At 69.1% G+C, this 12,389-nt stretch carries 14 protein-coding genes; 3 read left to right on the top strand and 11 right to left on the bottom strand.

The annotated features are described in order from the left end of the window. Window positions 1-205: 205 nt before the first annotated feature. The 5 genes from AMK33_RS39440 to AMK33_RS39420 all read right to left on the bottom strand — a co-directional run bounded on the left by AMK33_RS39440 (window position 206) and on the right by AMK33_RS39420 (window position 4,370). Window positions 206-694 carry an ATP-binding protein gene (locus AMK33_RS39440; RefSeq protein WP_073938057.1) on the bottom strand — a complete coding sequence of 163 codons (489 nt, stop codon included), beginning with the start codon at window positions 692-694 and terminating at the stop codon, window positions 206-208. A gap of 130 nt (window positions 695-824) precedes the next feature. Then, window positions 825-1,163, bottom strand: coding sequence for an STAS domain-containing protein (locus tag AMK33_RS39435; protein ID WP_073938056.1), 339 nt, complete (start codon window positions 1,161-1,163; stop codon window positions 825-827). After that, complete coding sequence (locus AMK33_RS39430; RefSeq protein ID WP_073938055.1) at window positions 1,160-2,455, bottom strand: PP2C family protein-serine/threonine phosphatase; 1,296 nt, start codon at window positions 2,453-2,455, stop codon at window positions 1,160-1,162. The genes AMK33_RS39435 and AMK33_RS39430 overlap by 4 nt, the downstream gene beginning before the upstream one ends. Continuing rightward, complete coding sequence (locus tag AMK33_RS39425; protein WP_073938054.1) at window positions 2,455-3,258, bottom strand: alpha/beta fold hydrolase; 804 nt, start codon at window positions 3,256-3,258, stop codon at window positions 2,455-2,457. The genes AMK33_RS39430 and AMK33_RS39425 overlap by 1 nt, the downstream gene beginning before the upstream one ends. A 293-nt stretch (window positions 3,259-3,551) precedes the next feature. Next, window positions 3,552-4,370 (bottom strand): IS5 family transposase, encoded by an 819-nt coding sequence (locus AMK33_RS39420; protein ID WP_073938053.1) that lies wholly within the window; start codon window positions 4,368-4,370, stop codon window positions 3,552-3,554. 99 nt (window positions 4,371-4,469) lie between these two features. Here AMK33_RS39420 and AMK33_RS42340 point away from each other — a divergent pair, with 99 nt between their 5' ends. After that, entirely contained in the window at window positions 4,470-5,261 is a 792-nt protein-coding gene (locus AMK33_RS42340) for a hypothetical protein (protein ID WP_143203919.1), read from the top strand. A gap of 162 nt (window positions 5,262-5,423) precedes the next feature. Next, the gene (locus AMK33_RS39410; RefSeq protein WP_073938051.1) at window positions 5,424-6,272 is read left to right on the top strand and encodes a HEAT repeat domain-containing protein; all 849 of its coding nucleotides are present in this window, start codon (window positions 5,424-5,426) and stop codon (window positions 6,270-6,272) included. A 38-nt stretch (window positions 6,273-6,310) separates the two neighbouring features. On the opposite strand, the gene AMK33_RS42700 is transcribed toward AMK33_RS39410, so the two are convergent. Further along, window positions 6,311-6,484: a hypothetical protein gene (locus AMK33_RS42700; RefSeq protein WP_158075190.1), complete on the bottom strand. Its 174-nt coding sequence runs from the start codon at window positions 6,482-6,484 to the stop codon at window positions 6,311-6,313. A 117-nt stretch (window positions 6,485-6,601) separates the two neighbouring features. On the opposite strand from AMK33_RS42700, the gene AMK33_RS39400 reads away from it, so the two are divergent. Then, the gene (locus AMK33_RS39400; protein ID WP_073938073.1) at window positions 6,602-8,101 is read left to right on the top strand and encodes a hypothetical protein; all 1,500 of its coding nucleotides are present in this window, start codon (window positions 6,602-6,604) and stop codon (window positions 8,099-8,101) included. A gap of 184 nt (window positions 8,102-8,285) precedes the next feature. Here AMK33_RS39400 and AMK33_RS39395 read toward each other — a convergent pair whose 3' ends face one another. The 5 genes from AMK33_RS39395 to AMK33_RS39385 all read right to left on the bottom strand — a co-directional run bounded on the left by AMK33_RS39395 (window position 8,286) and on the right by AMK33_RS39385 (window position 11,998). Further along, on the bottom strand, window positions 8,286-8,885 hold the full coding sequence (locus AMK33_RS39395; RefSeq protein ID WP_073938072.1) for a GNAT family N-acetyltransferase: 600 nt from the start codon (window positions 8,883-8,885) through the stop codon (window positions 8,286-8,288). Between the two features lie 49 nt (window positions 8,886-8,934). After that, window positions 8,935-10,476: a carboxylesterase/lipase family protein gene (locus AMK33_RS39390; protein WP_073938049.1), complete on the bottom strand. Its 1,542-nt coding sequence runs from the start codon at window positions 10,474-10,476 to the stop codon at window positions 8,935-8,937. Between the two features lie 171 nt (window positions 10,477-10,647). After that, window positions 10,648-10,785, bottom strand: a complete 138-nt coding sequence (locus tag AMK33_RS42695) for a hypothetical protein (protein ID WP_158075189.1) — start codon at window positions 10,783-10,785, stop codon at window positions 10,648-10,650. A gap of 337 nt (window positions 10,786-11,122) precedes the next feature. After that, window positions 11,123-11,290 carry a hypothetical protein gene (locus tag AMK33_RS42690; protein WP_158075188.1) on the bottom strand — a complete coding sequence of 56 codons (168 nt, stop codon included), beginning with the start codon at window positions 11,288-11,290 and terminating at the stop codon, window positions 11,123-11,125. 321 nt (window positions 11,291-11,611) lie between these two features. Further along, on the bottom strand, window positions 11,612-11,998 hold the full coding sequence (locus AMK33_RS39385) for a hypothetical protein (RefSeq protein ID WP_143203917.1): 387 nt from the start codon (window positions 11,996-11,998) through the stop codon (window positions 11,612-11,614). Window positions 11,999-12,389: the final 391 nt, after the last annotated feature.

Genomic DNA, 12,389 nt, shown 5'->3' with positions numbered 1-12,389 from the left:
TACTCGCACGGCACGGGGCCAGATGCTCCTGCCCCTGTGGACCGGGGTGCCGGATAGCACTTGGTCCGGGTCCGGGACGTGATGTTGCCCGTCGCGGGACTCACTGTCATGGCCGCACTCGTGTGGGGTCTCTTCACCTGACCGCATAGGACGGTCGCGCCGTCCCGCCGGTTCGAAGGCTGCCCGGGCGAAGCGGCTGCCGGGTTCAGTGCGGGATGGCGGAGGGGAGCAGAGGGCTGCCGGTATTCGGCGGTGCCACGGGCAGGTAGGCGGTGATCAGTTTTCCTGTGGCGCGCAGAGCAACGACGACCTTCTCACTGACGGTCTGGACCAGGTGCAGTCCGTGGCCGCCGATGCGGTGTGGATCCGCCTTCTTCGGTGCCGGCTGCTCGGTGGAGCTGTCCCACACGGTGATCGTCAGCTCTTGTTTGGACATCCGCAGGGTCATCCCGCAGGCGCCCGGAGCGTGCCGGATCGCATTGGTGATCAGTTCACTGACGGCCAGCTCGGCGTCCATGGCCAGAGCCGGCGGCACCACGGTGTGACCGGTTCGGGGGGCGTGAGCGAGGAGGGCGCGCACGGACCGGCGGGCATCCGCAGCCTGCGCCGCGCCCTCGTCCCAGGTCGCGCCGTAGTACAGCGGGGTTTCCTCGTTCGGACCGTCTGCCGTCTGCTTGCTCAGCGGAATGACCATAGGGGTTCTCTCAGTGTGCTCGCCGTTCAGTGGAGGTTCTGTGTTTCCGTCGCGTACCCAGGGGCTGAGAGCACACACCGCGGATGCGCCCGATGCCCGCCCATCGGGCGCATCCGCCACTCCGCGTGGGTCAAGGCTGTGTGGCGGCGTCGCTGTCGGGGTGGAGGGGGAAGATCCGGTCGAGGCCGACCAGCCGTAGTACACGCAGGGTGTGGTCGGGAACGGCGGCGAGTGCGATGTCGGCGTGGGCGGCTTGGGCGTGGTTGTGGGCGATGATCATGGCGGTGATGCCGCTGGAGTCGCAGAACTCCAGCCCGGTCAGGTCCAGGACGAGGCGCTGGCCGGGCTGGAGGGTGAGCGCGGTGACCAGTGCGCGGAGCTCGCCGACGGTGGTGTAGTCGAGGTCGCCGCTGATCTCCAGAACGGGGCCGGTGGGAGCGTGGCGGGTGGTGGTCTTCAGCGGGTTCATGCGGGGGCTTCGGTCCGAGGGGTGCGGGCGGGGACGCCGAGGGCGAGGAGGGCGGTGTCGTCGTCGAGGCCGTCGCCGAAGCCGTCCAGCAGGCCGGTGAAGGCCTGGATCACATGCCGGGCGGGGCGGCCGGCGTGGCCGGCGGCGAATTCGAGCAGAGCTTCTTCTCCGTACAGGGCGGTGCGGTCGCCGCTGGTGCGGGCCTCGGTCAGGCCGTCGGTGTACAGCACCAGAGTGTCCCCGGGATCTAGCACGGTCGTGGTGGCGGAGAAGGCGGCGGCGGGCAGGACGCCGACGAGGAGGCCACCGGGAGTAGGGAGGAATTCGGCCTTCCCGTTCCCGCGCAGGACGAGGGCCGGGGGGTGGCCGCCGGAGGCGAGACGGACGGTGACTTGTCCTGTGGTGGGATCGGGGTCGAGGGTGCCGAAAATCGTGGTGCAGTAGCGCGGGTCGTCGCCGGTGTAGCGCTCATGGAGCACCTGGTTGAGGGTCGTCAGGGCGGAGACGGGGTCGGGGTCGTGCACGGCGGCGGCACGCAGGGTGTAGCGGGTCAGTGAAGTGACCGCGGCGGCCTGGGGGCCCTTGCCGCACACGTCGCCGAGGAAGAAGGCGAAGCGATCGGCGTTGATGGGGAAGAGATCGTAGAAGTCGCCGCCGAGCCGATCCGGAGAGGCGGTGCGGTAGTGGGCGGCCGCCTCCATCCCCGGCACCGGGGCCAGGACGGAGGGCAGCAGCGACTGCTGCAGCACGGCCAGGGCGTCCTGCAACCGGGTACGGTCCGCCTCCGCCTCCTTACGCGCCTGTTCGGCTGCTTTGCGGGCTCGCAGGAGCTCCTGCTCGTAGGCGCGGCGTTCGCGGGCGTCAAAGACGGTGGTGCGGATCAGCTGGGGCTCTCCGCTGCTGCCGTGTTTGACGACGGAGGAGACCAGGACCGGTATGCGCCCGCCGTCGACTTCCTTGATCTCCAAGGCGACGCCGCTGATCTCGCCCTGCATCCGCAGCAGGGGCGCGAAGTGCGTCTCGTGGTACAGCTTGCCGCCCACGGTCAGCAGGTCGGCGAACCGCATCCGGCCCACCACCGCCTCACCCTCCAGGCCGAGCCAGTCCAGCAATGTGGTGTTGATCTTGGCGATGGTGCCGTCCATGAGCGTGGACAGATACCCGCAGGGCGCGTTCTCGTAGAGTTCCTCGACGCTGTCCTCCAGCAGCGCGGCGAATGCCGCGTGCGGTGTCTTGTCGTTCTTGTCATGATCTGCGTCGTGTGGGCCGGGCTCCTGCCCGGCGCGGCACATCACCGCAGACGCGCCAGGAAGTCGGTGATCGCTTCGTTGGTGGCCTCGGGTGCGGAAAGGTGCGGGCAGTGCCCTGTCGCGTCGAGCGTGACCAGTTTCGAGCCGGGGATCGTCTGGTGGACGAAGGCGCCGACCTCCCGGGGGGCGATGACGTCCTGGGTGCATTCCAGGATCAGCGTCGGCACCGTCACCGCCTTCAGGTCGTCCCGCGAGTCCGACAGGAACGTGGTCCGGGCGAAGACGCGTGCCATGTCCGGGTCGGTGGCGCAGAAGCTGTTCTTCAGTTCCTCACCGAGTTCGGGCCGATCCGCGTTCCCCATGATCACCGGTGCCATCGCCGCCGACCAGCCCAGATAGTTCGACTCCAAGGAGACCAGGAGTTCGTCGATGTCCTCGGCGCTGAATCCGCCCCGGTAGCCTTCGTCATCGATGTACCGCGGGGACGGAGCGACCATCACCAGCGCCCCGAGCCGCTCCGGTGCCATCCCAGCCGCCAGCACGCCGATCATCGCGCTGACGGAATGCCCCACGAACACCGCATCACGCAGATCGAGCGCCTCACAGACCTCGGCCACGTCCTGGGCGTAACCGTCCAGCGAGGCATAGCGGTCCTCCGAGAACGCGGACAGGTCCGATCGGCCCGATCCGACGTAGTCGAACAGCACCACCCGGTAGTCATCGGCCAGAGCGGGCACGGTCAGCCGCCACATATTCTGATCACAGCCGAATCCATGCGCCAGCACCACCGTCCGCCCTCGAGGGTTGCCGGTGACCGTGACGTTGTTCCTGCGTTCGATGTCCATCCCTCTACTGTCTCAGGCTCTGTCCACTCCACGGGCAGGGCCGTGGACCGCCTCGTGCCCCGGCCGGTGGATCTCGTCCGCACCGCGCATGGCCGCTACGCCATGAAACGGGGCTGTCACCAGGCGTCTCCGATCCGGGTCGCGCAGACGGCACGCACGGTGCGTCTCAGCGTCCCGGGCCCGCGCGGGCTCGAGCCGATGGGCAGGCAGCCCGCCTCGTAGTGCTCTCTGAGAGGCCTCAGAGAGCATCTGATCAACGTTCACGCTGTTGTGAGCGAGATGTCCGTTTCGATTCACCGGGTTGGTGTGGATTCTCCGGTCAGCTCGCGGGACATTTTGTTAGCCATCGCCCAGCGGATCATCGTCCGGGATCGCTGCGGGAGAGCTTCGTAGTCCCGCGCCAGGCGGCGGTGCTGCATCAGCCAGCCGAAGGTCCGCTCGATCACCCACCTCTTCGGGAGCGGCTCGAACCCCCTCGCTTGTGACCGCTGTACCACCTCGACGTCGATGCCCAGTCCGGCGCCGTGGTTGAAGACGCTGTTCTGGTAACCGCCGTCGGCCCAGACCTTGGTCACGCTGGGATGGGCTGCGGCCAGGTCATCGAGCAGGAGCTTGCCGCCAGTGGTGTCGTGGACGTTCGCGGCGGTGACGAGGACGGCGAGCACCAGACCGAGCGTGTCCGTGATCAGATGACGCTTGCGCCATTTGATCTTCTTGCCGGCGTCGATGCCCTGGCTGGTCTCGGCGACGTTTGCCGAGGTTTTCACGCTTTGCGCATCCACCACGGCCGCGGTGGGCTCCGGACTGCGGCCGTGAGCCCGCCGGGTCTTGTCGCGTAACAGGTCGTGGACCTGTTGGGTGGTGCCGTCGGCTTCCCACTTCGCGTAGTAGTCGTAGACGGTCTTGTACGGCGGGAAGTCGTGCGGCAGATACTCCCACGGGATGCCGGTGCGGTTGACATAGAGAATCGCGTTGACGATCTCCCGCAGATCGTGCACTCGAGCTGCCGTGCCCGGTCCGGTTCGTCTTGCCCGCCAGGCGGTGAAAACCGGTTCGATCAAGGCCCAGCGGGCGTCGGACACATCACTGCGGTACGGACGACGAGCACTCACGCACCGTGCAACGACCGCCAACGCCACCAGTCACAAAACCATCCCAGAACACCAACTACCTAGATCAGATGCTCTCTAAGGGAACGAGAAGGACCTGGCGTGAACGACGACGGCGCCGCGGCGCAGTGTGCTTGCCAGCGAGCCCTGGAGCATCTCCGAGACGAGCTCTACCGACTGGCACAGCAGGCCGGACTCGGCATCGGTGATCTGGCTGCAGAAGTGCACGAGCCAGTGGCCAGGGCGCGCCGCTGGTTTCGTAAACCGGACGGTTCGGTGGACCTGGTCGCCGCCCTCGTGGAGGTCTGCGTGCACCGTATGCAGCGCCGCGGCCACCGGCCCGCCTCCCTCCTGTGTGATCCGCAGTGGTGGCGGGACCAGCTGAACGCGGTGCACGTACATGTGCTGTTCGGTGTTTGTACTGCTGAACAAACCACCGCCCCTATGCGGACGCGGCTGCTTGTGAGGACGGTCCAGCCCATCGCTCGCCACGTGCCGGTTTTCACCAGCGTGCTGGCGGTGGTGCTCTTCGCCTACGTTCTTGTCCTCACCACTACTGCTTCTGATCCTGCCGTCCGCAGCTCCCCGAGTGCGGCAGCCAGCACGGAGGCATCCGAGCAGGCCGCTGAGGTACGCCGTGATCCGCCCGCAGCGGGACGCGATGAGCGCACGCCACTTGCCACCTCCTCCGCATCTCCCCAGCAACCAGGCAGCGACAACACGGCAATCTCCTGCCGTGCCTTCGTCCTTGCGCAGGGCGATTACGCCGCCGTGTTCGTGGTCTGTCCCGGCCAAGGCGTGGTCCTGATCTGTCCGATAACTGATCCGGAGGTGCCGGCCCGCAGTCCGCACTGGGAAACCCAGATACTCGAGAAGTGCTCTGTGCGGAGCTGAGGCGCCCGCCCCCGGGCGGGTTGTCGGCGTACAGGCTCAGACGCACAGCCGGGCATCCTTGAACGCATATGGCCGGCCGTACCTCACACCGCCACGACCGTCCGACCGTCTGATTCCCTCCCAGGCCAGAATGCCGGTGGCACCCTCCGTAGGGTGAGCGGCATGGCCGGAACCGGGGAGACGGAAAACGAGGCGGAGCGCGCGGCGCTGAGACACGCGTTGAGCGAGCTGGACGCGCGGCTCGACACGGGCACCGAGCGCGAGCCCGGAGTACGCCGCCGACTTGAGCGCCTGGTGGAACAGCTGCGGACACCGGCAGCCGCGTTCCTGCGGCCGGAGCTGGAACAACGACTCACCCGTCACGTCGACGCGGACGATTCCCTCGCCCGCGACCTGGTGGCCCGCATCCTGGCAGGAGCCTGTGGCGAAGAGGCCCTGCCCGCCCTGCTGCTCGCAATGGCGAGCGATCGAAACGACGACGGGGACACATTGCAGCTCGACGTCCTCGCCCTGTTCGACGCCTGGCCCGAGACCTCGCTCAAGCTGGTCTTGGACTGTGTCGCCTCAAACGACACCGGGATGCGGCTGGTCGGTTTCTGGGGCCTGAGCATCATCGACTTCGGCGGGACCGAATACTTCGGGCTGATCGCTGACGCGGCCTGCGACCCGGAGCCGCGGGTACGCGCCGATGCGATGAGCACCCTGGGCACCGTCTTCGGCACGGGTGATCCCTCACGGGCCCGGGCCATTCTGATCGCCGGGACAGACGATGCTGCGCCCGAGGTCAGGAGCGCAGCCGTGACAGCCCTCCACTCGTCGCGCGACGACATGGTCACCGACGTCCTGGTGGCCCGCGCTGACGACGTTGATCCCAAGGTCCGGTACTGGGTCGCATGGTCGCTGGCGCGAAGGTCGGCTTCCGAGGCCCGCACCGCGCTTGAACGACTTGCCACGGATGAGGACGCGGACGTACGCGACGCCGCACGCGAGGTTCTCGAGCTATCGCCCTGAGCGCGTTCACTCGTACCTGTACACGTTGGCTTTGTCGGTCAGTAGCGAGAGTGTTTGTTGTTCAGGAGCGAGAACACCCCGTGGGCACGGAAGGCGATGTAGCCGAGTTTCAGCCACGCCCGGTTGCTTGACTTGCCCCGGATGTCGTGCATCTGTCGGCGGCGGGTGAATGCGGAGCCTGGCGGTGTGCCGCGTACGGTCAGGGTGGGCATGATGAGCAAGGCTCTCGTCACGTTGTCCGAAGCCCTGCGGACGGAGCCGCCGGTCAGCGCCGACGAGGGAGCCATCGGGCGGCCTGGGTTCAGGAGGCGAGGTGGCAGGATGACGTGGTGTCCGACTCTCTCCGTGAACTGTGGTTGCGCGGCATCGCCTCCAACGCGGCGGCGCCCGCCGACGTGCTGATACGTCTCCTTGACGAAGCGGCCGGTGAGGCCGGCTTGCTGATGTGCGAGGGCCGCGACCTGCCCGACGCCGTCATCGACGCGGCCCTCCGCCACCCGGTCGAGCGGATCCGCCGCGCCCTCGCCCGCAACCTGCACGTCGACCCCGCACGACTCGCTCCCTTGGCATCGGACCCTTCGGGACTCGTCCGTGCACGTCTCGCCGGCGGCACCCGGCTCCAGCCCCGGTGGGTCCGGCCTCTGCCGGACGACATCCTCGTCACCTTCCTGACCGCCCAGGAGGGAGGCGAGGACGGCAGGGTCACCGAACAGGAGATCGTCGGGGAGCTCTGGTCCTCCCGGCAGGTCCCTCCGTCCTTCCCGCGGGACATGGCCGGTCACGACCACCCCGCACTCCGTCTGTACGCCGCCTTCCAGTGGCAGTCGCTCACCGCTGCGCAGCGCAATGCCCTGCTCGACGATCCCGACCCCGCCGTACGGGAAGCAGCCAGGAGGGGTAGCCGGCAGCTGGACCCGGAGGCGGTGGAGGCCGAGCTGCCGCCCATCGGATCACGCAACAGGTGGTTTGTGCTCGGCACCTGCGCCTTGTCACCCGCGGTCGTCGAGCAGTGCTTCGCGGACGACGAGGTGCACCCGCTGGCCCGGAACCGCCACACCCCGGCCGACGCCCTCGCCCGGCTCGCCCGCCACCCCGATGCAGAGATCCGCAGGCTGGTCGCCACCCGGCCCGACCTGGGACCGGAGGCGGCGGAGCTGAGGCAGGATCCGGACGAGGACGTGCGGATGCGTGCCCGCCTCCAGCCCTCCATCCGTACCTGGGCCGAATTCCAGGAGGTCCAAAAAGTCGTCGATCACGGGCCCGACTGCACCTGCCCGATCACGCAGCCGGCCACCGAGCCGTCGCCCGACTGGTACGCCACCTGCGCGGCGTCCGAGGAACCGGTGCTTCGCCGGGTTGCGGCGAGCTGGCCCGGCCTGCCCGCAGAACTCGTCGGGACTTTGGCGCTGGACGATGACGAGCAGGTACGGATCCGGCTGGCCTGCCACCACCCACTGGCCCAGCCACACCTCCTGCTGGACGTCTTCGTCACCCGCCCGGCCCACCGTCCGCACCTGCTGACCCTGCCCGCGTTCCCCCGCACCGGCCGGACACACCTCATCGGCCACCCGGACCCCGAGGTACGCGCCCTGGCCGCGGCCGACCCCGCTCTGCACGAACCCCCGCTGGAAGACCCCGACGATGCAGTACGCCGGGCAGCCGCCACCAACCCGACCCTGACACCGGAAACCCTGGAAACCCTCCTCACCGACCTCCGCACCGCAGAGGGCGCCGCGGCCAACCCGTCCCTCCCCGCCCCCCGCATGCACGCACTCCTCGACCACTGCCTGAACGGCGCCGTCACCCCGCCGACGGCGGCCCGACGCTGAAGGACGACACCCACATAGCGATCGCGGGCATGGCAACCTCCGTCGGCCATCGACTGACGCCAACACGCCGGGCAAGTGTTTCCAAAACTCGGTTCTGGCACACATTCCGTGACGCCGATCACCCGGGTTCTGCCATGGTGACGTGTCGTCACCTGGGACCGTGGTGCGGTGGGGCCCCGCCCGCTCAGCGCCCCGGCGACCGGGTCATGCCCCAGGTGAGCGGGCCGCCGTCGGGGAGCGGGACCTCGGCGGTCACGGTGAAGCCGAGGCGTTCGTAGAACCGCACGTTGCGCGCATCGGAGGTCTCCAGGAAGGCCGGGAAACCCGCCGCCTCGGCAGCCTCCAGACCCGGCCGCAGCACCGCCGCGCCGCGGCCCCGCCCCTGGGCCTCCGGGGCCACCCCGACGGTGGCGAGGAACCACACCGGGTGCGTGGGGCGGTGGGGCGCGAGCGCCTCCTCGGCGGCCTCGTACGCCGCGGCGCGGTCGCCCGCCAGCTCCGGGAGCAGGGAGCCGATCTCGGCGAAGGCCGGAGAGAGGTCCTGCTCGGGAGTCGTCCAGGCGGCCACCGCCAGACGGTCGTCGGTGACCCAGGAACGGCCGTAGCGCAGCGCGACGCGCGCTAGGAACAGCTCCTGAAGACGACGGACGCGCCACTTGTGGTCGTCGGCGGCGACGACGTGCCGGGTGAACGGATAGTCCGCGAAGGCGCGGGTCAGTACCTCCACGCACGCGGGTACGTCGTCGTGCGTGGTGGGCCGCGCGGGCGGGGTGGTGACGGACATGGTCTGCTCCAGCTCGGGGATCGTCCAGGGCGGGGAGGGCGTCGGCCGGTCAGGCGGGTGCGGGGGCGGCGTCGCGCAGGCCGGTCCAGAGCCGGCGTTCATCCGGCGCGGGGTCGTCGAGCACGGCGGGCGCGCCGTCGCCCAGGCGCATGACGAAACGGCGTCCGCCGTACGCGGGCCAGTGCGGCAGGGCGCCAGCGGGTGTGTCCGCGGGCGCGTCGGTGGGCTTTCCCGTACGGGCGAAGGAGAGCCAAGCCCGGCGCATCAGGTCGGACAGCTCCGGCGGGGCGCCGGGGCCGGTGAGCGGGGAGTCCAGGTTACCGAAGACGTACCCGACCTCGGCCATGTGGCAGGCGCCGAGGGCACCGTCGAGCGCGGGGGAGGGGCGGGCGAACTCGTACATGTAGGTGTCCGCCCCGTGCGCGGCGCGGGACTCGGCCACCCGGAGCGCGGGGACGCGGTAGGCGTGGTCGCTCATGGCCGCGGACAGCAGGTCGCCCGGGGTCGCGCCGGGGTGCTTCGCGGAGTAGACCGCGCGGGCCCGCTCGGGGGCGAGCCCGAATCCGGCGAGGAACCCGGTCAGCACCTCGTCCGTGATCCTCGGTCCCATTCCCAACGGGACAAGGAAGAGCCGGAACTCGTCGCTGGTAGTGCCGGTGAGCAGGTCGATGTCGCGACCGGCTCCGCCGGCGATCGCGTCGACCGGGCGCTGCGGCAGGGTGGTTCCGTCCACGACGGGCAGCACGGTGGTGCCGCCGCCCGCCGACTCGCCCCACTGGGCGGGATCGGTGGCCCGGGCGATCTCCTGACCCAGGGCGGCGTTGGCGGCGACGAGCCGCTCGGGCGGTACGACGGCCAGGCCCTCACGCGTCGGCTCCGTCCCGGCGAGGGCGGCCAGCCGCTCGGTGATGCGGCGGGCGATGTCCTCGGGGTGGCTGTGATGGCCGGCTCCGCTCTGCGTGATCGCCCGCCGGAACAGGCCCCGGGCCTGTGGCATGGCCATGAGCGTGGTAATGCCGATGGCCCCGGCGGACTGGCCGAAGACGGTGACGTTGTTCGGGTCGCCGCCGAACTGGGCGATGTTGTCGTGAACCCATTTCAGCGCGGCGATCTGGTCCAGCAGACCGAGGTTCGCGGTGCCGTCGGGGAGGAGCAGGAAACCCTCCGCACCGAGCCGGTAGTTGAGGGTGACGCAGACGGCGCCGTCCGCGGCGAGCCGCGTGCCGTCGTAGGAGGGCAGTGAGGCGGAGCCGTTGCGGAAGGCGCCACCGTGGATCCACACCATGACCGGAAGCCGACCTCCGGTGAGGCCCGGGGCCGGCGTCCACACGTTGAGGTTCAGACAGTCCTCACCGGTGCTCACGGCTTCTTCCAGCAGGGCGGCCATCGCCGGGTGGTAGCCGGGCTGCGGCGCGGCGGGCCCAGGGACGAGCGCGTCACGCACCCCGGCCCACGGCTGCGGCGGCTCGGGTGGCATGAAGCGCCGTGGGCCGAACGGCGGGGCCGCGTAGGGGATCCCCAGGAACGCCGCCACCTCGCCCTTCCACTGTCCGCGAATCGTGCCTGCCAGGGTGGGAACGGTGACGTGCATGGGGCCTCGCAATCTATGATTTTGCCCGGTCATCCTTTCCGGCTGACCTGGGGACGGACAAGTCGTTTTCGGACCGGTCGGACAGGTCGCACCGGATTGGCCCGGTCTGTTGTGTCCCAGGCGGCAGGCGGCCCGGTGCCGCCCTTGCCGATCCCATCCGGGACCGCGTCATTAGGGTGAGCGGATGGTCGGACGCAGTGTGACGAGGACGCGTGGGGTGTCGCCCGCCCTCACCGCGTCGAGCGCCATCGGGATGCCGATGACGGCGACTCCAGCAGCGACGAGCGTGCTGATCCCTTCAGAATCCATGCGCCGATCATGGCCGAGCCGCCAGTCGCACGAGGTCCGTTCTTCCAGACCGCTGACTCGCCATCTAAGCTTGACGTTTATCCAGCCCTGCTGCTTGTGATGATTGCCATGAAGTCCGATTAGCCCTGTTTTCCGACGGTGCGTTCGCGTGCACGGTGCTTGTTCTTCATGCCGATTGGCCTGTCCGGCCTGTTGCGCTGGGTTTCGGTGCACCGGCCGGTTGGGGTGCCTTGGTGTGGAGGCAGCGAAATCCTCGGCGGACCCGTGCAGGGGCCGAGATGTCCTTGGCGTGCGGGCCGATCCCAGGATCTGCGAAGGCCCTGGGGAAAGGGTTGGGCTAGACGAAGCTGGGTGTGGGCGGCGATGACCAGCCAGGTCCAGCGGTCTGTCGCAGGTCCTCGGCCAGGTGCGCGGCGCCGGTCGGCAGCCACGTGGTATGCAGCAACTTCGAGCCGCACCCTTTGGCGAACTCCTCGAAGCCCGGTGCGCTGCTGCTGTTGTCCATCGAGCCGCTCATGCTCCCGCTTTCGGCGGCATGAGCGTTGGCAGGAGGCGGCCGCGCGGACAAACGCTCCTCAACCCCTGGCTCCCTGCGGCTCGGACGGCCTCACGGCCGTGCTGGACAGGGCATGACCTGCGGATATCTCCGAAGTCGTTGCAATATAAAGTACCTCTCGGGAGGAACGGCTCCACCGGGAGCCGTGACCATGGTCCGGCCCGGGGAGAACCGAGTGGCGAGAAAACGCAGGACCCCCGTGTCGGTACGCGGCCACAAGCGCCGCCTGCCCAACGGGAGAACGACGTACGTACGTCGGCACACCCGGACCTACTGGACCGGGCGGAAGCCCCCACTCGCCGTGCGCAGGCCGGAACGTTCCACAGGATCGGCGCGCAGCATCCCGACGCGACCGACGTCGGACAGTACGCGATCCCCCTCACCGAGGGCTTCGACGACCACATCGGCCAAGCCAACGGAGGCAAGCGCGGCCTGTGGCGCGTGGGGATGCTTCGGCCTTCTGTCCACTGTCATGATTCTCGCCTCGCTGATATCGGAGGACGGTGAGCGGCCGTACCTGTCCGTCATCGTTCCGTTTTTCGTCGCGGCGGTGGTCGCGGGCTGGCTGTGCGGCCGCGCCTTCTCGCCCAGCACGGCCCAGGGACGGAGGCGGTTGGCGACAGCCAGGCGGATCGCGCTGGCCTCGGGCATCTTCATCGCGGTAGTGCCGATGCTCCTGTGGGAGGCGGTGTCCGACACCGCGGAGCTGGCGCCCCTGTGGCTTAACGTCATCCGGAATCTCGGCATGGGCTTCCTCCTGTCCTGGGTGGCCGGCGCGCGAAGGGGAGTCCGCCGCGCCGCTTCGGCGCAGAGCGCGCCTCCCGAGTCATGCTCGCCACAGCATGAGGATGCTCGAAATGACCGGACCGCCGACCCGGAGGAGACCGCACCACTCCGTCCCACCAGGTATGACGGGCCGTAGGTACGCCACGAGGGCGAGTCGGATGCGGCCTGAGGCATGACTGACCCTTCCAGCATGAGACTGCCTGGCCGGGAAACTCTCATCTTGAAACGATCAGTTAGAGGCAATACCGGTGACTTTGAGTGG

Origin of the sequence: Streptomyces sp. CB02400 (assembly GCF_001905725.1) — a bacterium.
Taxonomy (GTDB): Bacteria; Actinomycetota; Actinomycetes; order Streptomycetales; family Streptomycetaceae; genus Streptomyces; species Streptomyces atrovirens.
This window is presented reverse-complemented; position numbering and strand designations above follow the sequence as displayed.

What these genes read in the sequence shown, in the direction of transcription:
- AMK33_RS39440 (WP_073938057.1), bottom strand. Translation starts at nt 694, where the DNA reads ATGGTCATTCCGCTGAGCAAGCAGACGGCAGACGGTCCGAACGAGGAA.
- AMK33_RS39435 (WP_073938056.1), bottom strand. Translation starts at nt 1,163, where the DNA reads ATGAACCCGCTGAAGACCACCACCCGCCACGCTCCCACCGGCCCCGTT.
- AMK33_RS39430 (WP_073938055.1), bottom strand. Translation starts at nt 2,455, where the DNA reads ATGTGCCGCGCCGGGCAGGAGCCCGGCCCACACGACGCAGATCATGAC.
- AMK33_RS39425 (WP_073938054.1), bottom strand. Translation starts at nt 3,258, where the DNA reads ATGGACATCGAACGCAGGAACAACGTCACGGTCACCGGCAACCCTCGA.
- AMK33_RS39410 (WP_073938051.1), top strand. Translation starts at nt 5,424, where the DNA reads ATGGCCGGAACCGGGGAGACGGAAAACGAGGCGGAGCGCGCGGCGCTG.
- AMK33_RS42700 (WP_158075190.1), bottom strand. Translation starts at nt 6,484, where the DNA reads ATGCCCACCCTGACCGTACGCGGCACACCGCCAGGCTCCGCATTCACC.
- AMK33_RS39395 (WP_073938072.1), bottom strand. Translation starts at nt 8,885, where the DNA reads ATGTCCGTCACCACCCCGCCCGCGCGGCCCACCACGCACGACGACGTA.
- AMK33_RS39390 (WP_073938049.1), bottom strand. Translation starts at nt 10,476, where the DNA reads ATGCACGTCACCGTTCCCACCCTGGCAGGCACGATTCGCGGACAGTGG.
- AMK33_RS42695 (WP_158075189.1), bottom strand. Translation starts at nt 10,785, where the DNA reads ATGGATTCTGAAGGGATCAGCACGCTCGTCGCTGCTGGAGTCGCCGTC.
- AMK33_RS42690 (WP_158075188.1), bottom strand. Translation starts at nt 11,290, where the DNA reads ATGGACAACAGCAGCAGCGCACCGGGCTTCGAGGAGTTCGCCAAAGGG.
- AMK33_RS39385 (WP_143203917.1), bottom strand. Translation starts at nt 11,998, where the DNA reads ATGAAGATGCCCGAGGCCAGCGCGATCCGCCTGGCTGTCGCCAACCGC.